The 18,542-nt window shown below is 66.3% G+C and carries 18 protein-coding genes and 2 tRNA genes; 7 read left to right on the top strand and 13 right to left on the bottom strand.

Annotated elements, in window-relative coordinates:
* Positions 1 to 21: 21 nt before the first annotated feature.
* Positions 22 to 777: a DUF881 domain-containing protein gene (locus G6N58_RS08475; RefSeq protein ID WP_115279036.1), complete on the bottom strand. Its 756-nt coding sequence runs from the start codon at positions 775 to 777 to the stop codon at positions 22 to 24.
* 105 nt (positions 778 to 882) lie between these two features.
* On the opposite strand from G6N58_RS08475, the gene crgA reads away from it, so the two are divergent.
* Together crgA and G6N58_RS08465 are read left to right on the top strand one after the other, a co-directional pair.
* The gene (gene crgA / locus G6N58_RS08470) at positions 883 to 1,146 is read left to right on the top strand and encodes a cell division protein CrgA (RefSeq protein ID WP_068914327.1); all 264 of its coding nucleotides are present in this window, start codon (positions 883 to 885) and stop codon (positions 1,144 to 1,146) included.
* Between the two features lie 146 nt (positions 1,147 to 1,292).
* Entirely contained in the window at positions 1,293 to 1,727 is a 435-nt protein-coding gene (locus tag G6N58_RS08465; protein WP_115279037.1) for a PH domain-containing protein, read from the top strand.
* Between the two features lie 33 nt (positions 1,728 to 1,760).
* On the opposite strand, the gene G6N58_RS08460 is transcribed toward G6N58_RS08465, so the two are convergent.
* Positions 1,761 to 2,288, bottom strand: coding sequence for a peptidylprolyl isomerase (locus tag G6N58_RS08460; RefSeq protein WP_068914325.1), 528 nt, complete (start codon positions 2,286 to 2,288; stop codon positions 1,761 to 1,763).
* Positions 2,289 to 2,406: 118 nt separating this feature from the next.
* Between G6N58_RS08460 and cwsA the strand changes: the two genes are divergently transcribed.
* Positions 2,407 to 2,826 carry a cell wall synthesis protein CwsA gene (cwsA, locus tag G6N58_RS08455; protein WP_068914324.1) on the top strand — a complete coding sequence of 140 codons (420 nt, stop codon included), beginning with the start codon at positions 2,407 to 2,409 and terminating at the stop codon, positions 2,824 to 2,826.
* A gap of 7 nt (positions 2,827 to 2,833) precedes the next feature.
* Here the strand turns inward: cwsA and G6N58_RS08450 are convergent, their stop codons facing one another.
* The 11 genes from G6N58_RS08450 to dnaA all read right to left on the bottom strand — a co-directional run bounded on the left by G6N58_RS08450 (position 2,834) and on the right by dnaA (position 16,076).
* Entirely contained in the window at positions 2,834 to 4,228 is a 1,395-nt protein-coding gene (locus G6N58_RS08450; RefSeq protein ID WP_197746412.1) for a DUF2252 domain-containing protein, read from the bottom strand.
* Positions 4,229 to 4,267: 39 nt separating this feature from the next.
* Positions 4,268 to 4,340: transfer RNA gene (locus G6N58_RS08445), tRNA-Ala, on the bottom strand.
* A 143-nt stretch (positions 4,341 to 4,483) separates the two neighbouring features.
* A tRNA-Ile gene (locus G6N58_RS08440) sits at positions 4,484 to 4,560 on the bottom strand.
* A 60-nt stretch (positions 4,561 to 4,620) separates the two neighbouring features.
* Positions 4,621 to 5,436, bottom strand: coding sequence for a DUF3566 domain-containing protein (locus G6N58_RS08435; RefSeq protein WP_115279038.1), 816 nt, complete (start codon positions 5,434 to 5,436; stop codon positions 4,621 to 4,623).
* A 22-nt stretch (positions 5,437 to 5,458) separates the two neighbouring features.
* Complete coding sequence (gene gyrA / locus G6N58_RS08430) at positions 5,459 to 7,996, bottom strand: DNA gyrase subunit A (RefSeq protein WP_115279039.1); 2,538 nt, start codon at positions 7,994 to 7,996, stop codon at positions 5,459 to 5,461.
* A gap of 17 nt (positions 7,997 to 8,013) precedes the next feature.
* Entirely contained in the window at positions 8,014 to 10,026 is a 2,013-nt protein-coding gene (gene gyrB, locus G6N58_RS08425; protein WP_068914321.1) for a DNA topoisomerase (ATP-hydrolyzing) subunit B, read from the bottom strand.
* Positions 10,027 to 10,225: 199 nt separating this feature from the next.
* Entirely contained in the window at positions 10,226 to 10,792 is a 567-nt protein-coding gene (locus tag G6N58_RS08420; RefSeq protein WP_115279040.1) for a DUF721 family protein, read from the bottom strand.
* Complete coding sequence (gene recF / locus G6N58_RS08415; protein WP_068914319.1) at positions 10,789 to 11,943, bottom strand: DNA replication/repair protein RecF; 1,155 nt, start codon at positions 11,941 to 11,943, stop codon at positions 10,789 to 10,791. Before recF ends, G6N58_RS08420 begins: the two co-directional genes overlap by 4 nt.
* Positions 11,944 to 11,945: 2 nt before the next feature.
* Entirely contained in the window at positions 11,946 to 12,839 is an 894-nt protein-coding gene (gnd, locus tag G6N58_RS08410; protein WP_115279041.1) for a phosphogluconate dehydrogenase (NAD(+)-dependent, decarboxylating), read from the bottom strand.
* A gap of 34 nt (positions 12,840 to 12,873) precedes the next feature.
* A complete protein-coding gene (gene dnaN / locus G6N58_RS08405; RefSeq protein ID WP_068914317.1) occupies positions 12,874 to 14,076 on the bottom strand; it encodes a DNA polymerase III subunit beta in 1,203 nt (400 codons plus the stop codon).
* A 491-nt stretch (positions 14,077 to 14,567) separates the two neighbouring features.
* Positions 14,568 to 16,076 (bottom strand): chromosomal replication initiator protein DnaA, encoded by a 1,509-nt coding sequence (dnaA, locus tag G6N58_RS08400; RefSeq protein WP_115281635.1) that lies wholly within the window; start codon positions 16,074 to 16,076, stop codon positions 14,568 to 14,570.
* A 580-nt stretch (positions 16,077 to 16,656) separates the two neighbouring features.
* Between dnaA and rpmH the strand changes: the two genes are divergently transcribed.
* From rpmH to yidC, 4 genes are read left to right on the top strand one after another with little or no spacing between them, the layout of a single operon-like run.
* Positions 16,657 to 16,800, top strand: coding sequence for a 50S ribosomal protein L34 (rpmH, locus tag G6N58_RS08395; protein WP_005142265.1), 144 nt, complete (start codon positions 16,657 to 16,659; stop codon positions 16,798 to 16,800).
* A gap of 22 nt (positions 16,801 to 16,822) precedes the next feature.
* Positions 16,823 to 17,179 carry a ribonuclease P protein component gene (gene rnpA / locus G6N58_RS08390; protein WP_115279042.1) on the top strand — a complete coding sequence of 119 codons (357 nt, stop codon included), beginning with the start codon at positions 16,823 to 16,825 and terminating at the stop codon, positions 17,177 to 17,179.
* Positions 17,176 to 17,463: a membrane protein insertion efficiency factor YidD gene (gene yidD, locus G6N58_RS08385; RefSeq protein WP_115279043.1), complete on the top strand. Its 288-nt coding sequence runs from the start codon at positions 17,176 to 17,178 to the stop codon at positions 17,461 to 17,463. The genes rnpA and yidD overlap by 4 nt, the downstream gene beginning before the upstream one ends.
* Positions 17,456 to 18,517, top strand: coding sequence for a membrane protein insertase YidC (gene yidC / locus G6N58_RS08380; RefSeq protein ID WP_115279044.1), 1,062 nt, complete (start codon positions 17,456 to 17,458; stop codon positions 18,515 to 18,517). The genes yidD and yidC overlap by 8 nt, the downstream gene beginning before the upstream one ends.
* Positions 18,518 to 18,542: the final 25 nt, after the last annotated feature.

Genomic DNA, 18,542 nt, shown 5'->3' with positions numbered 1-18,542 from the left:
GGCCTTTTGGTGGCGGGGTCTTCAGTAGCCGATCGGCCCGATCGGCTGGGCGTAGCGCATCCGCAGCGGCGCGGTGTGCCCGACGATCTCGAGGTCGTCGCTCACCTGCTCGGTGTAGCCGAGGCCGAAGCGCACCACGTACTGCTTGTAGAGCGTGACCAGCGGGGCATCGGCCAGCGCGGCCTGCATGGCATCGACGTCGCCGATGGCGGTGACGGTGTAGGGCGGGCTGTAGGTCCGGCCGTTCAGCAACAGGGTGTTGCCGACGCAGCGCGGTGCCGAAGTGCCGATGATTCGCTGGTCCTGCATCTGGATGGCCTCCGCGCCGGCCGTCCACAGGGCGTTGAGCACCGCCTGGATGTCCTGCTGGTGCACCACCAGGTCGTCGGGGGAGGCGTCGCGCGGGAAGCGCCCGTTGGCGTCGCGCTGCGCGTCGGTGAGGGTGACCACCAGGCCTGGGCCGTGTACCGGGTCCACGCTGGCTTCTTCGGACAGCTCCGCGGCCCGCTGCTCCATGGCGGCCAGGGCGCGGTCGGAGGACCCGCCGTGGGTGTTGTCGACGGCCGCGGCGAGTTCGTCGCGCTGGGCGCTGAGGCGGTCCACAGACCGCTGGGATTGGCGCACCAGGTCCACCAGGCGGGGAGCGTCGCTGCGGCGGATCTCGTCGCCGCCGGACACGCCGTGCGTGGCCGCCAACAGCAGACCGGCCAGCAGGCACACCACCGGCACACCCCAGCGCCACACACCGGCGCGGGTTCGGGTGGGCTGCGATTCCATGGTGTCCTTCGGCGGCGAGATTCTCGGCAAGCGGGCCCCCTGGGCTACGCTCGTCGTTGGTCCGTATCCATCGTCGCACCCGTTTGACTGCCCACGAAGGTAACCATGCCCAAGTCCAAGGTTCGCAAGAAGAACGACTTCACCGTCAACCCGGTCAGCCGCACCCCGGTGAAGGTGAAAGCCGGGCCGTCACCGGTGTGGTTCGTCGTGTTTTTCATCAGCCTGATGCTGATCGGCCTGGCCTGGCTGCTGGTGTACCAACTGGCCTCGTCCGAGCTGCAGTGGATGGCGGATCTGGGGCCGTGGAACTACGCGATCGCTTTTGCTTTCATGATCACCGGTCTTTTGCTGACGATGCGGTGGCGGTGACAGTTGAGTGGGCCTCTTTGAATTCAATTGTGCGCGTGGGATATTGACGGCCCGGCAACCATGACTTGCTCAATCACACGCGTGTGATTCATCCCCATTGTGGATAGCACCTGTGGATAACTCTGTCTGTGGTGGTGAGGCGCTGTATGACTTCTGCCCAGCAAACTAGTTGGGGACCCAAACCAATCGGCGTCGCAGCTCTGGGTGCCGTGGGTGTGCTGATGGCTATCGCCGGTGTGACTGTGGTCACAGACCCGCCGGGCCGTCTTCTGGTGGGGGTTGCCGCACTGGGTCTGATTGTGTTTGCAAGCTTCTCGTGGCGTGCACGGCCCAAGCTGGCTATCACCGAAGCTGGGCTACAGATTCGCGGCTGGTTCTCGGCGCGGGTGCTGGAGCGCGCTGACATCTCGTTGATCCGCATCACCGAGTTCAGGCGGATCGGCCGCAAGAATCAGTTACTCGAGATCGAATCCACCGACGACCGGCTGCACGTGTTCACGCGGTGGGACTTGGGGACCAGCCCGCTCGAGGTGCTCGACGCCCTCACCGCGGCCGGTTTTGGGACTTCGGCGCGCCCGTAACCGGTCAGCGGTTACGGGCGCGCCGAAATCACATCAAGAAATGGTGATCGATTCGATGACCACCGGCTCGTTCGGGCGGTCGTTGCGATCGGTGGCCGTGGTGGCGATGGCATCCACCACCTTCTGCGACTCGGGATCGACGACCTCACCGAAGATGGTGTGCCGACGGTTCAGGTGCGGCGTCTTGCCGACGGTGATGAAGAACTGCGAGCCGTTGGTGCCCGGCCCGGCGTTGGCCATGGCCAGCAGGTACGGCTTGTCGAACTGCAGCTCGGGGTGGAACTCGTCGGCGAACTGGTAACCCGGGCCGCCGCGGCCGGTGCCGGTGGGGTCGCCACCCTGGATCATGAAGCCGTCGATCACCCGGTGGAACACCGCCCCGTCGTAGAACGGTCCGGACGTGCTGCCGGAAGCGTTCTCGCGCGAGTACTCCTTGGTGCCCTGAGCCAGGCCGACGAAGTTGGCGACGGTCTTGGGGGCGTGGTTGCCGAACAGCGCGATCTTGATGTCGCCGCGGTTGGTGTGCAGCGTTGCAGTGGCAGTCTGTATGGAGCTAGTCACCTTTCCCAGTCTGCCACTCGCCGCATTTCGCTCTGGCGGCACCCGCAGTGCGCCGCTTTCGGCCCGTGTGCCTACGGTGTCATGGCAGGCTTGTGTTTCCCTCCAGAGAGGCACCCCGATGACTTTCAGAACCGACGCTCGGTTGACTCCGCGCCAGCGCCTCGGCCGCGGACTAGCCCACACCGCGGCGGGGCCGGTCGACATCGCCCGTGGCAGTCTGGGCCTGAGCGCACAATCGTTGTGCGCCACCGCATCCGGGATTCGGCGCCAGTACGCCAAGAGTCAGCTGCGCCGTGAATTGAAAGCCGCCCAGGACGTGGTGGCCCGCGAGCTGGCGGCCGCCCAGGACGTGGTGACCAGCTTGCCCGAGGTGATCGCCGATGCCCGCAAACCCAAGCGGTCCCGCCGGCTGCTCATCGTTGTCTCCGGCGTTGCGGTGCTCGGCCTCGGCGCCATCACGTTCTCCATCCTGCGTCGCTCACGCCAGCCTGAACCGTCTCCGTTGCCCCCGAGCGTGCAGGTGGACCCGGCACCCTGACCGGCGCTCACCAACCGCGTTCGGCGGCCGGCACCTCGCCGGCTGCGATCGCGGTGACCAGGTCGGCGTGATCGGCGTGGGTCTGCGCGGCGTAGGCGCGCGCAAAACCGATGACGCCCGACGCGAACGCGTCACCCTTGCCGATGTAGCCGTCGATCGCCTCCGGGTGGCCGCTGCGCGCATGTGACTTGGCCAGCGCCTGCCCGCACACGGCGGCGAACTGCGGCAGGTACCCGGCGATCTGCTTGCCGCTGGGGATGATCTTCATGTCCCGGAACTGGCGTGAGTAGTAGTCGTTGCCATCCACCCGCATGTGGCCCAGGAAGATGTCGCTGGCCGATTGCATCAGGCGCTGACCCACCACCACCCGCTCGCCGTGGTTGGCGAACTCACTGGGGCCGAGGAACTCCTCGTACACCGACGCAGTCGCCTGCTTGACCTGGAAGAACACCGGCTGGCGGCCGCTGTCGCCCTCCATCAGGTGCAGCCACACGCGCATTCCGACACTGCCCACCCCGACGATCTGGCGCACAGAGTCGACCCGCTGGAACCGTTCGACGAGTCGGCGCAGGTGCGGCGGGATGGAGGCCAGGTAGGTGTCGTACACCTGCTCGTAGACCCGGATCCGCTCTTCGGGGGTGAAGCCTTCATCGAAGCGCTTCATCGGGTCCAGGCTGATCCGCCGCTGCCCATCGACCTCGACGACGAGCTGGCGGGCCACGCCGTGGTGGGTGCGCTTCTCGGCGTGCTTGTCGAGGTTGCGGACGGCGGACTCCGCGAACTCCGACGTCAGGTCACCCAGCGGCACGCTGGTGTCGATCTTGTCGTACCAGATATCCAGTTCACCGAGCTGCGCGTACCTCTTGATCGCCGCCCGGTACCCGGCCACCACCGCCGCACCGGCGTCCGAGGCGCACACCCCGCCCAGTCCTTCAGCATCGGCCAGCACGTAGATGCTGGTCACCAGACGCTTGAGATCCCATTCGAACGGGCCCGGCAGGGTCTCGTCGAAATCGCGGGCATCGAACAGCAACTGGCGCTCGGGGGAGGCCCAGAGGCCGAAGTTCAGCACGTGGGCGTCGCCGCACATCTGCACGGTCAGATCGGAGTGCGGCGCGGCCGCCAGATCCGCCGCCATCACCGCCGCCGCACCCCGCAGGTACGCCCATGGCGACGACGCCATGCGCGCGTACCGCAGGGGGAGCAGCCGGGGGTCACGGACCGCCTCCTGGGCGCGTAACCGATCGAGTGCACGCACCTGGCGGACTCCGGCGTCCCAGTGCGCGGCCTTGCGGCGGGGAGCCTGCTGGCGGGCCTGCTTGCCGTGATGGGCGCGGGCGACGAAGTACTCCGACGAGCGCACCCGTGGCACCGGTGTCACCGTGGTGGAGTCATCGGCCATGGGACAACCCTAGGGTGCCGGCCGGGAATGGACTTCTTGTGGAGCCTAGGAGATTCGAACTCCTGACATCTGCCTTGCAAAGGCAGCGCTCTACCAACTGAGCTAAGGCCCCTTGTCGGAGGTGGTGTCGTCGACGCTGTGCCAGACCTCGACACCGCGGCGGGACCGGATCACCGCCAAGCCCACGATCACGACCGCCGACAGGAACAGCAACCGTTTCACGGTGCATCCCTCCTGCCGGCCGTCCGCGGGCTCTGGTGGGCCTAGGAGGACTCGAACCTCCGACCTCTTCGTTATCAGCGAAGCGCTCTAACCGCCTGAGCTATAGGCCCGTACTCGGTACGACCGAGCAGCGAGATTACCGCACCGATGCCATCCCGACCAAAACGGCGTCAGTCCCGGTCAGCCAGGGTGACTTCCACACCGCCCACGATGTCGGTCGTCAGGTTGTAGATGAACGCGCCGACGGTGGCCAGCGCAGTCAACAGCACGATGTTCACCAACCCGATCAGCAGCGCTCCGCCGAAAATGGTGCCGCTGGACACCAGTTCGCCGCCCGTGCTGCCGCTGGTACTGGTCAGCAGGTCACCGACGTTGCTGTTGAGCTTGGTCCATACACCCATCCCGCCGAGCACCAGGTACAGGAACGCCACCGCGATCATCCACACGAAGAACAGGGCGATCGACAGCAGCAGCGAAACCTTCAGCGCGCTCCACGGGTCGATGCGCCGGATCTGCATGCTGGCCCGCACCGGACCGCCGCTCCTGGTGCTGGGGGCCACCTGCACCCGGCCGCCGCCCGAGCGCTGCGCCGCAGCCGGCTCGGACGGCTTGCGCGGTGAACGCGGTGCCGGTCCGGAGAGGTCCGGCAGTTCGCTGGCGTACTCCTTGGTGCGGACCTGGTCGGCATCGGTGCTCTGCTGAGCGCCCGGCGCCGCGGTCCCGGCGAGGTAGCGCGTGGGCCGCTCCGGACCGGAGGCCGGCGAGCGTGGCTTCTCCGCTGGACGCTGCTGTTCCACCGGACGCGCGGGGCCGGACTGTTGCGGACGGCCGGCGCCGCGTTGCCACGGCGGTGCCTCGGCGCCGCCCTCACCCGCGCGAGCGGGCGGGCCGGCCGGGCGGGTGCCCGCTGCGGTCCGCTCGCCCCCATGGCCGTTGGCAGGGCCTTCCCCGGGTGCGGCGTGGCCCGGGTCCTTCGGTGAACTCACTGTGCTCCTCGTGCGGGGACGATCAGGCTTCGGTCTCGTCGCCGCTCTCGACGCCCGGTTCGGCATCGGTCACGGCCTCGAGTTCCTCGGCGTCGGAATCCTCGGCATTGCGTGCGATCGCCAACAGCGTGTCGCCTTCACCCAGGTTCATCAAGCGGACGCCCTTGGTCTGGCGTCCTGCCTTGCGAACCTGACGGGCCGCGGTCCTGATGACCCCGCCGCCCGAGGTGATGGCGTACAACTCCGTCTCGTCATCGACGATCAATGCACCGACCAGACTGCCACGCTTGCGGTCGTACTGGATGGTGAGGATGCCTTTGCCGCCACGCCCCTGCACCGTGTACTCGTCGATGGCGGTCCGCTTGGCGTAACCACCGGCCGTCGCGACCAGCAGATACGTCCCTTCGACCACCACGTTCAGCGACAGCAGCCGATCGTCCTCGTTGAAGCGCATGCCCTGCACACCGGAGGTGGCGCGGCCCATCGGTCGCAGTGCCTCATCGGTTGCCGAGAACCGGATGGACTGGCCGTTGGCCGAGACCAGCAGCAGATCGTCCTCGGCGGAACACAGCACTGCGCCCACCAGTTCGTCGCCGTCGCGCAGGTTCACCGCGACGATGCCGCCGGAACGGTTGGAGTCGAAGTCCTCCAGCTTGGATTTCTTCACCAGGCCGTTGCGGGTGGCCAGCACCAGGTACGGCGCGTCCTGGTAGCTCTGGATCTGGATGACCTGGGCGATGCGTTCCTCGGGCTGGAAGGCCAGCAGGTTGGCCACGTGCTGACCGCGCGCCGTGCGTGACGCCTCCGGCAGCTCGTAGGCCTTCGCCCGGTACACCCGGCCCTGTGTGGTGAAGAACAGGATCCAGTCGTGCGTCGAGCACACGAAGAAGTGCGCGACGATGTCGTCCTGCTTGAGACCCGCACCCTGGACGCCCTTGCCGCCGCGCTTCTGGCTGCGGTAGAGGTCGGTCTTGGTGCGCTTGGCGTAGCCCGTTTCGGTGATGGTGACCACCACGTCCTCGCGCTGGATCAGATCCTCGTCGGTGACGTCGCCCTCGCCCCCGACGATGCGCGTGCGACGGTCGTCGCCGTACTTGTCGGCGATCTCCTTGAGCTCGTCACGGACGATGGCGCGTTGGCGTTCCGGCTTGGCCAGGATGTCCTCGAGGTCGGCGATCTCGGCTTCGATCTTGGCCAGGTCGTCGACGATGCGCTGACGCTCGAGGGCGGCCAGGCGACGCAACTGCATGTCGAGGATGGCCTGGGCCTGGATCTCGTCGACGTCCAACAGCTCCATCAAGCCGGTACGCGCGACGTCGGCGCTGGCCGACGCCCGGATCAGGGCGATCACTTCGTCCAGCGCGTCGAGGGCCTTGACCAGACCGCGCAGGATGTGGGCCCGCTCGTTGGCCTTGCGCAACCGGTACCGGGTGCGCCGGTTGATCACATCGAGCTGATGCGCCACGTACAGGCGGATCATCTGGTCCAGCCGCAGGGTGCGCGGCACCCCGTCGACGATGGACAGCATGTTGGCACCGAAGCTGGTCTGCAGCTGGGTGTGCTTGTAGAGGTTGTTCAGCACCACCTTGGCCACGGCGTCGCGCTTGAGCTCGACGACGATGCGCAGACCCACCCGATCCGAGGACTGGTCCTCGATGTTGGAGATACCGGTGAGCTTGGCGTCGCGGACCTGCTCGGCGATGGAGGTGATGAAGTTGTCATGGTTGACCTGGTACGGAAGTTCGGTGATGACAAGGGAATTGCGGCCCTTGCTGTCTTCCTCGATCTCCACCACGCCGCGCATCCGGATGGAACCGCGTCCGGTGGTGTAGGCGTCGTTGATGCCCGAGGAGCCGACGATCAGGCCGTGGGTGGGGAAGTCGGGCCCCTTGACCCGTTCCATCACCGCGGCCAGCGTGGCCTCCTCGTCGGCCTCGTGGTTCTCCAGGCACCAGTAGACGGCCTCGGCCAACTCGCGCAGGTTGTGCGGCGGGATGTTGGTGGCCATACCGACGGCGATACCGCCGGAGCCGTTGGCCAGCAGGTTGGGGAACCGGCTGGGCAGGACCGTGGGTTCCTGCACGCGGCCGTCGTAGTTGGGGATGAAATCGACTGTCTCCTCGTCGATTTCGCGCAGCATTTCCATGGCCAGCGGGGTCAGCCGCGCCTCGGTGTACCGCATGGCGGCTGGCGGATCGTTACCCGGCGAACCGAAGTTGCCCTGCCCGTCGACCAGGGGATAACGCAGCGACCACGGCTGCGCCATGCGCACCAGGGTGTCGTAGATCGAGGAGTCGCCGTGCGGGTGGTAGTTACCCATCGTCTCGGCAACCGAGCGTGCGGATTTCGCGTGCCCGCGGTCGGGACGGAAGCCCGAGTCGTACATGGCGTAGAGCACGCGACGGTGCACCGGCTTGAGGCCGTCGCGGACCTCCGGCAGGGCGCGGCCGACGATGACGCTCATGGCGTAGTCGATGTAGCTGCGCTGCATCTCCTGCTGGATGTCGACCGGTTCGATCCGGTCGCCTGCTTCACCCTCGGGCGGCATGGTGTCAGTCATTCAATTGATCCTCAGTCTTAAACATCAAGGAAGCGAACGTCTTTGGCATTGCGGGTGATGAAGCTGCGGCGGGCCTCGACGTCCTCGCCCATCAGGATCGAGAACAGCTCATCGGCTGCGGCGGCGTCGTCGAGGGTGATCTGACGCAGCACCCGCACCGACGGATCCATCGTGGTCTCCCACAGTTCCTTGGCGTCCATCTCACCCAGACCCTTGTAGCGCTGGATGCCGTCATCGACGTTGATCCGCTTACCCGCGGCCCGGCCGGCTTCGAGCAGACCGTCCCGCTCCCGGTCGGAGTACGCGAACTCGGGTTCGCTGCGTTGCCATTTCAGCTTGTACAGCGGCGGCTGTGCCAGGAACACGTGGCCGTTCTCGATGAGCGGGCGCATGAACCGGAACAGCAGGGTCAGCAGGAGCGTGGAGATGTGCTGGCCGTCGACGTCGGCGTCGGCCATCAGCACGATCTTGTGATACCGCAGCCGGGCGAGGTCGAACTCGTCGTGGATGCCGGTGCCCAGAGCGGTGATGATGGCCTGGACCTCGGTGTTCTTCAGCACGCGATCGATGCGCGCCTTTTCCACGTTGATGATCTTGCCGCGCAGCGGCAGGATGGCCTGGAACATGGAGTCGCGGCCGCTCTTGGCCGAGCCGCCGGCCGAATCGCCCTCCACCACATACAGTTCGGACTTGCTGGGATCGGTGGAGCGGCAGTCGGCCAGCTTGCCGGGCAGACCACCCAGGTCGGTGGCACTCTTGCGCCGCACCAGCTCGCGCGCCTTGCGGGCGGCCATCCGCGCCTGCGCCGAGGACACCGCCTTGTTGACCACGATCTTGGCTTCCGCGGGATTCGCGTCGAACCAGTGCTGCAACTCCTCGTTGCAGATCTTCTGCACGAACGACTTGACCTCGGTGTTGCCCAGCTTGGTCTTGGTCTGACCCTCGAACTGGGGCTGAGACACCTTCACCGAGATGACCGCGGCCAGACCTTCGCGGATGTCGTCACCGGTGAGGTTCGGATCCTTGTCCTTGAGCAGCTTCTTGTCTTTGGCGTACTTGTTGACCACCGTCGTCAGGGCGGCGCGGAAGCCCTCTTCATGCGTTCCGCCCTCGTGGGTGTTGATGGTGTTGGCAAAGGTGTGCACCGACTCCGAGTAACCGGCGTTCCACTGCATCGCGATCTCGACCTCGTGGCCGGGGCCCTTGCCGTCGAAGTCGATGACGCTGCCCTGGATGGCGGTCTTGGTGCGGTTGATGTGCTTGACGAAGTCGACCAGGCCACCGGGGTAGTGGAAGGTGCGCTTCTTGATCTTGTGCGGCGCAGCCGATTCCGCGGCTTTCTCCTCCGCGGTCTTGGGTGCCTCGGCGGTGTCGCTGACCACCTCGTCGACCACCTCGTCAGCGGTCACCCGCTCATCGCTGAGGTTGATGGTCAGCCCCTTGTTCAGGAACGCCATCTCCTGCAGGCGGCGCGCGACCGTCTCGAAGTCATAGGTGGTGGTCTCGAAGATGTCGGGGTCGGCCCAGAACCGGATGGTGGTGCCGGTTTCCCGGGTCTTCTCACCTTGGCGCAGGGTCCCGGGCACCGAGCGCTCGTAGGTCTGGAACCACTCGTGGCCGTCCTTGCGGACATCGGCCTCCAACCGGGTGGACAGGGCATTCACAACGGAAACGCCCACGCCGTGCAGACCGCCGGACACCTGGTAGGCACCTTCTTCGAACTTGCCGCCGGCGTGCAGCACGGTCATCACCACGTCGATGGTGGGAATGCCCGTGGAGTGCATGGCCACCGGGATACCGCGGCCGTCATCGGTGACCTCGACGCCGCCGTCCTCGAGGATGCGTACATCGACCTTGGTCGCGAAGCCGGCCATGGCCTCGTCCACGGCGTTGTCGACAACCTCCCAGATGAGGTGGTGCAGTCCTCGTTCACCCGTGGAACCGATATACATGCCGGGCCGTTTACGAACTGCCTCGAGTCCTTCGAGAACCTTGATCGAATCGGCACCATACTGGTCTTGGGCAGCCACGTCGGACGCGTCTCCTTGGGGTTGTGCATGCGCGGCCGAGCACCGCTGCAGGTGTTACTGGTCGATTCTACCGCTTGCAACACACAGCACCGATGCTCAGGGCGCGTTTCCAGCCAGCTAGTCGCGCCGTGCACAAGATTTCTCGGATATGGGAGCGTCACGACGGCGTGCGGGCGAGAATCTGCGCTTATTGCGGCTCTCAGCCGTAGGTGTCCCGAGGCCCCCGTCCGGCGATGTGCCGGGGGCCTTTGCGCCACGACGGAGCGGTCGGGCCGGTGATCTTCAACGACGTCACCACACCGTCGCCGACCGCCGCGGCGATCTTGGCCAGCAGCTGGGACTGCACCATCCGCAGCTGGGTGGCCCAGGCGGTCGACTCGGCCGCCACACTGAGCACGCCCTCGCGCAGTGTCGTCGGGGTGGCGTGGGAAGCGATCTGCTCGCCCACCACCGACTCCCACTGCCCGAACACCGCACCTTCGGACACCTGCTTGTTCCAGCCGCGCGTGGCGGCCAGGTCCTTGACCGCCGCAGCCAGTGTCTGCGGATCCCGGCGGTCCGGGCCCGGACCCGACCAGGTCCGTCTGCTGCGATTGCCGGCGATGCGCTTGGGTGCGGGGGAGCGACCCCCGCGTCCGGTGTCCTTGCCCTGGCTGCGGGCGGCGCCCCGGGCTTCTTCCAGGGTGCGGCGCACCAGATCCATGCCCGACAGATGGGCCAGATGGGCGGGCGGCTTGACCGGGCCGTCGTCCTCGTCGTCGCTCACTGCCTCACCACCGACATCCGGCCCTGCTCCGACTCCTGCAGATCGATGTGGATCCGCCGCACATCCCACTCCGGCGGCACGTCGTCCTCCACGGCCGCGGTCACCAGCACCTGCTCGGCGGAGGCCGCGACGGTGGCCAGGGCGCGCCGGCGCGCGGTGTCGAGTTCGGCAAAAACATCGTCGAGCAACAGCACCGGGTCGCCACTTTCCTGCCGCAGCAGCTCGTAGGAGGCCAACCGCAGTGCAAGCGCCATCGACCACGATTCGCCGTGGCTGGCATAGCCTTTGGCGGGCTGGTCACCCAGTATCAGGTCCAGGTCGTCGCGGTGCGGCCCGACCAGGCACACGCCACGCTCCAACTCCGCGTCGCGGCGCCGGGCCAGGGCATCCAGCAGTGCGGCTTCCAGAAATTCCACATCCTCCGCGGCGCCGGCTTCGCGCACCTGCTCCACCGCGCTGCGGTAACTGATCGCGGCCGGACGCGACGACGGTGCCAACACCTGGTAGGCCTTCTCGACCTCCGGGGCCAGCGCGGCCACCAGCTGCAGCCGTGCGGCGATCAATTCGGCGCCGTGGGCGGCCAGGTGCCCGTCCCAGACATCCAGGGTGTCCAGGACCGAACCATCCCGGCGATAACGGCCTCCGGTCGCGGTCTTCAGCAGCGCGGTCCGCTGCTTGAGCACTTTGTCGTAATCGGCACGCACAGCGGCGATCCGAGGACGGCGGATGGTCGCGAGATCATCGAGATACCGCCGGCGCTCGCCGGGTTCCCCGCGCACCAGCGCCAGATCCTCAGGGGCGAACAGCACCGCATGCAGCACACCGAGGACTTCCCGGGGGGTGCGCACAGGGGATCGGTTGAGCCGGGCCTTGTTGGCCCGGCCCGCCGCGATCTCCAGATCCACGGCCAGTTCCCGGCCGTCGTTGACCACGATGGTGGACACCAGCGCACGGCCGGCGCCCGCTCGGATCAACGGAGCGTCAGTGGCCACCCGGTGCGAATTGAGCGTCGACGAATACCACAGTGCCTCAACGAGATTGGTCTTGCCATAGCCGTTGGGCCCGATCAGGACAGTACGTCCCGGTTCCAGATCGAGGTCGGCGGTCTCCCACGAACGGAAATCGCGTAGCCCGAGGTGGCGGACGAACAAGGTCAGCCGGACAGCCCGACCCGCTTGACCGCGTGGCCGCCGAACTGATTACGCAGCGCAGCAACAGCTTTCATGGTCGGGGAGTCGTCTTGACGGGACAGGAACCGGGCGAACAGCGAAGCGGCGATACTGGGAACCGGCACGCGGAGCCGGATCGCTTCCTCCACCGTCCAGCGGCCCTCACCGGAATCCTCGGTGTACCCGCTGATCTGAGCCAGCTCCGGATCTTCCTTGAGTGCCTTGGCCAGCAACTGCTGCAGCCAGGAGCGGACCACCGTTCCGTTGGTCCAGGCCTGGTACACCGCTTGCGGGTCCTTGACCAGGTCCTCGGCTGCCAGCACCTCGTAACCCTCGGCGTACGCGGTCATCAACGCGTACTCGATGCCGTTGTGCACCATCTTGGTGAAGTGCCCGGCGCCGACAGGTCCGGCGTGGACAAATCCGTCTTCGCGGGGGCCGGGGGGGCGCAGCGTGTCGAAGATCGGCATCACGCGTGCGATGTCGTCGTCGCTGCCCCCGACCATCAGGCCGTAGCCCTCGGTCAGGCCCCAGATACCGCCGGACACGCCGGCGTCGATGAAGCCGATGCCCTTGTGCGCCAACAGTTCTGCATGCGGCTTGTCTTCGGTGTAGCGGGAGTTGCCGCCGTCGATCACCAGGTCGCCCTCGCTGAGCACGTCAGCCAGTCCGACGATGGTCTCGCGAGTGATCGGCCCCGACGGGACCATCACCCAGACCACCCTGGGCCCCTGCAGGCTCGCCGCGAGTCCGGCGAGATCCGGCACGTCGCTGACCTCGGGACGGGGGTCGAAGCCCACTACCTCATGGCCACCTTCGCGCAGTCGCTCGCGCATGTTGAAACCCATTTTGCCCAAACCCACGAGACCCAACTGCATGCAAAAACCTTCCTCTACGGAACTCGGACGACGGTCAGCCCGGAAGTCGGACCGGCATCAGCAGATACACATAGTCTGTGTGCTCGGCCGGGAACGGACCGTTACCGGTGGGTGTCGCGTCGGCGTCATCTCCGGACGCCGGGCGCAGCACCGCCGGCTTGCTCGGGGTGGTGAACCCGAAGGACACCCGCTCCGAGTGCAACGAGCTGAGCCCGTCGGTGAGATAGGTGGGATTGAAGGCGATGGTCAGGGGTTCCCCGGCGAACTCCACGGGCAGGTCTTCCTCGGCCCGCCCGACATCGTCGGCGCCGGCGGACAGCCGCAGCACGCCGTCACCGAATTCCATGCGCACCTGCGCACCGCGGTCGGCAACCAGGGCCACACGCTTGATGGCTTCGGTGAGTTCGGCCACCCCGATGGTGGCCACGGCGGTGTGCTCACTGGGCAGCAGCTGCCGGAACTTCGGGAACTCCGCGTCGAGGAGTCGGGTGGTGCTGCGTTTGCCGCTGCTGCGGATACCCAGCAGACCCTCCTTACCGACGCCCGCGCCGGAGCCCAGCGACAGGTGCACATCGGCACCCCCGGTGCCCGTCTTGGCCGCCTCGGCCAACGTCTTGGCCGGGACCAGCACCGCGGCCTCGGTCTCCGGGCCGGTGGTCGACCAGGTCACCTCGCGGACCGCCAGCCGGAACCGGTCGGTGGCGGCGAGCACCACGTTGTCGCCGGAGATCTCCACGCGGATGCCGGTCAGCATCGGCAGGGTGTCATCGCGGCCGGCCGCCACCGCCACCTGGCCGATGGCCTCAGCGAACAGATCCGAGGGCACCACCCCGGTGTCCTCGGGCAGGGTCGGCAGGGTCGGGTAATCCTCGACAGCCATGGTGGGCAGGGAGAAGCGGGCGCTGCCGCAGGTGAGCGACACCCGGGTGCCTTCCACGCTGACGTCCACCGGCTTGTTCGGCAAGGCCCGGGTGATGTCGGAGAGCAGCCTCCCGGAGACCAGAACTGCACCAGGAGAGGCGATTTCGGCGGCAACCTGGACTTCGGCGGACACTTCGTAGTCGAACCCGGAAATGGTCAGGCCCTCATCGGACCCGGTCAGCAGCACTCCGGCCAGCACCGGCACGGTGGGACGGGACGGCAGATTGCGCGCCACCCACGCCACGGCGTCGGCGAAGTCGTCTCGAACCAGGCGGAACTTCAAGTCGGTCAGTCCCACGGTGGTGGCCACGGCCATAGCGTCCCTTCAATCACACGATCACGTCCAGCACAACGACCGTAGCCGCAGTCGAAGACTCACCGTAGAGCTTTCTCCTGGAACTTGAAAGCTAACCGATCGGGCCGACACCTGCGCTGCATGCCGCCGTTGGGCCGGTGAGACGACGATGTCCCCAAGCCCCTTCTGTTGGAAAGAAGATTAGAGATAAAGATAAGCAACAGTATTAGGGGCTGTGCACATTGGGGATGACAGGGTTCCGGTGCTGACCAGACCGCTGCGGGGGTGTGCAGAACCGGTGGATGGTTGTGCGCACAACATCGGGCAGCTGTGGAGAACGTGTGGTTGTGCGCGACTGTCCCGGATTTCATCCCACCGGCAACCAGGTTGTACACAGGGGCGTCCACATGGTGGCGTGGGACCGCTGGGGTCACTGTGACGAAATATTGGCGACGGCACGCAGGGGGCGACACGCCGACATGGTCGGCGGAGCGGGTCGATCGGGGTGTGCTTCAGCGCTTGGAGCGCTGGCGGATCCGCGCGGTGAGCTCTTTGACGTGATCGAAGACCTCTCGGCGGTAAGCCATCTCGTTGAGGATCTTCTTCTGCGCGTACATCACCGTGGTGTGGTCGCGGCCGAAGGCCTGACCGATGCGGGGGAGGGAGAGGTCGGTCAGCTCGCGGCACAGGTACATGGCGATCTGGCGGGACTGCGCCAAGGCCCTGGTCTTGCCGGGGCCGCGCAGTTCCTCGACGGTGGTGTCGAAGTACTCGGCTGTGGCGGCCATGATGGTGGCCGCGCTGATCTGCATGGTGCCGGCGTCGGCGATCAGGTCGCGCAGGACGATCTCGGCCAGTGCCTTGTCGATCTGCGTCTGGTTCAGCGAGGCAAATGCCGTGACGCGGATCAGCGCGCCTTCGAGTTCGCGGATGTTGCGTTCGATGCTGCTGGCGATGAGCTCGAGGACGTCGTCGGGCACATCGAGGCGTTCCATCTGCGCCTTCTTGCGCAGGATGGCGATACGCGTCTCCAGCTCCGGCGGCTGGACGTCGGTGATCAGACCCCATTCGAAGCGGGTGCGCAGCCGGTCCTCCAGGGTGGCCAGCTGTTTGGGCGGGCGGTCGGACGAGATCACGATCTGTTTGTTCGCGTTGTGCAGGGTGTTGAAGGTGTGGAAGAACTCCTCCTGGATACCTTCTTTGCCCTCGATGAACTGGATGTCGTCGACCAGCAGCACATCGATGTCGCGGTAACTGCGCTTGAACGCGACCTTGCGGTCGTCGCGCAGCGAGTTGATGAAGTCGTTGGTGAATTCCTCGGTGGAGACGTACTTCACCCGCATGCCCGGAAAGAGACGCTGGGCGTAGTTGCCTGCGGCGTGCAGCAGGTGGGTCTTGCCGAGCCCGGATTCGCCCCAGATGAACAGGGGGTTGTAGGCGCGCGCGGGCGCTTCGGCGATGGCCAGCGCGGCGGCGTGGGCGAAGCGGTTGGAGGCGCCGATGACGAAGGTGTCGAAGGTGTAGCGACGGTTCAGGCTGGCACCTTCGGCGGCCGGCGAGGGCTGGGTGTTGCGATGGCCGTTGAAGTAGGACGGCCAGCTCTCGTGTGCGCTGGCCAGCGCCTCACTGTCCTCATCGACCTCGTCGGACTCGGCGGGAGTGTCGGCCATCTCGGGGTTGAGATCGGTGACCAGAGCCAGACCGTCGTCGTTGTCGTCGGGGGGCGCGATGCGGACGCCGAGTTCGACGCGTTGACCGAGCCGGCGACTCAGGGCGTCGGTGATCTGGATCCGCAGATGCCGTTCGATCTCGTTCTGCACGAAACTGCTGGGCACCGAGAGCAGGGCGAAGCCCTCCACGATGGTCAGAGGTTTGACGAGCTTGAGCCACGCCCGCTGTTGCGGTGTGAGGGGACGAACCAGGCTCTCGCCGTTGGTGCCGTTACTGGGGAGGTCACCGTTGAGTTCGGAGACGACGTCGCTCCACATGGTCGCGAAGCCGGTCCCGGGGTCATCAGTCAACGACGGATCCCCCTGATTCGAACTGATTTGGTACACAACCGACGGGTCGAGTCCAACCATCCACAGAGTTATCCACAGGTGTGGACAGTGTCGGCGGTTGGTCCTCGCCTGGCAGTCTAGCGGCGACGCGATGTGGGTTCGATTCGCAGATGGTGCAATCCGCGGAGGCTCTCGACCCGGCATCCTCGCTTGGTTGTCGTGGCCGTCCCGGTCGGAAACGGCATTGGCAGAAGCTAACAGTTTTATCTCGGGGTGCCAACCGTTCGACAACATTCCGTAAAGCTTCCGGCGGGCGCTGGGCGGGCTCACGACCGTTGCCGCCGGTGACCCGTCTGAGGTTGAGGTTTCCGGCGCTGGCGCAGGCGGGAACAAGCAGGTTTGACCCAGCGCAACCGCGTCAGTACCCTCGAACAGTCGCCCGAACGTCGGCGGCACGGCAGCGAACCCGGATCAGGTTTGTCGATCCGTGTGAACCGCGCCGGTTTCGAGCAAGACGCAGTGAGCTTACCAACGGCCATCGCGCTCGCCTGTGAACTGCAGGCGCAGTGTCGCTGGCCAAACGCAACAAGGAGAGACAGCCGTGGCCAAGGGCAAGCGGACCTTCCAGCCGAACAACCGGCGCCGCGCACGGGTGCATGGATTCCGGCTCCGGATGCGCACGCGCGCGGGCCGCGCGATCGTGACCGGCCGGCGCCGCAAGGGGCGTCGCTCGCTGACTGCCTGATTCACACAGGCAGTCTCCGACGTTGCTCCCCGCGCAGTATCGGATGACCCGGTCCGCCGAGTTCGGTACCACTGTCAGACGTGGCGCCCGGGCGGCGCAGTCTGATCTCGTAGTCCATCGACATCACGACGAGGGACATCCTGACGGTCCCCGTATCGGGCTCGTCGTCGCCAAATCCGTGGGTACGGCGGTGGTCCGCCACCGGGTCGCCCGCAAGTTGCGGCACGTGGCTCGCGCTGTCGTCGACAATCTGGATCCGTGTGACCGGGTGGTCATCCGGGCACTTCCCGGCAGTGCGGCGGCGTCCTCACCCGTGCTGGACCGTCAACTGCGGGCGGGTCTCGACCGCGCTCACCGTTCACCGGGTGCACGCCGATGAATCGGCGATTCCCCACCCGCGCGCTGATCTTCCTCATTCAGCTCTACCGCCACACGGTCTCGCCGCTGCGCCTGCCCACGTGCCGATTCACCCCGACCTGTAGCCAGTACGCCGTCGATGCGCTCACCGAGTTCGGTCTGCTCCGAGGCTCTTGGCTGACAGTGGTTCGCCTGGCGAAGTGTGGACCATGGCATCGGGGAGGATGGGACCCGATCCCCGACCGTCCCGACAGGACTCCAGATACAGATGCCGTGAGCGGCGGCAGAAACGAGTCGTATGTTTAATTGGTTCAGCCTGGACTTCATCTACTACCCGGTCTCCGGGATCATGTGGGTCTGGTACAAGGCGTTCGCTTTCCTGCTCGGGCCGTCGAATTTCTTCGCGTGGGCGCTGGCGGTGATGTTCCTGGTGTTCACGCTCCGCGCGATCCTCTACAAGCCGTTCGTGCGGCAGATCCGCACCACGCGGCAGATGCAGGAGTTGCAGCCGCAGATCAAGGCGTTGCAGAAGAAGTACGGCAAGGATCGCCAACGCATGGCGCTGGAGATGCAGAAGCTGCAGCGTGAACACGGCTTCAACCCGATCCTCGGCTGTCTGCCGATGCTGGCGCAGATCCCGGTGTTCATCGGCCTGTTCCATGTGCTGCGCTCCTTCAACCGCACCCAGGGCGGTTTCGGTCAGCTGCAGTTGTCGGTGGCCGAGAACGCACAGACAGCGAACTACTTCTTCAGCGCCGCCGACGTCCGCAACTTCCTGGATGCCAACCTCTTCGGTGCGCCGCTGGGCGCCACCATGATCCAGACCACCGGTCTGGACGCGTTCACCGAATTCGACCGGGTGGCCGTGATCCTGGTGGGTGTACCGGTGATGATCGCCGCCGGTGTGGCGACCTATTTCAACAGCCGCGCCTCGATCGCGCGGCAGAGCCCTGAGGCGGCTGCCAATCCGCAGACCGCGATCATGAACAAGCTGGCGCTCTACGTCTTTCCCCTGGGCGTGACCGTGGGTGGTCCGTTCCTTCCGCTGGCGATCATCCTGTACTGGTTCGCCAACAACATCTGGACCTTCGGGCAGCAGCATTACGTCTTCGGCAAGATCGAGGAAGAAGAAGAAGCCAAGAAGCAGGAAGCCATCGAGCGGCGGGCTGCCAATGCCCCGGCCCCCGGTAAGAAGCCGAAGAAGAAGCCCGGCACCGGTACGGCCGCCACCTCGTCCACCGAGGACGAGGCACCGGTCGCTGACACGGCGCCCGAGACTCCGACGGCGAAGACCAATGGCGCTGCCGCCCCGACGAACACGCCGCGGCCCGGGGCCAAACCCAAAAAACGCAAACGCTGACCGCACGGCAGGCGCGGGTAGGGAA

It is taken from the genome of Mycolicibacterium tokaiense (assembly GCF_010725885.1).
Classification (GTDB): domain Bacteria; phylum Actinomycetota; class Actinomycetes; order Mycobacteriales; family Mycobacteriaceae; genus Mycobacterium; species Mycobacterium tokaiense.
Note: the sequence above shows the minus strand (reverse complement) of the source record. Positions and strands in the feature narration are given on the sequence as shown.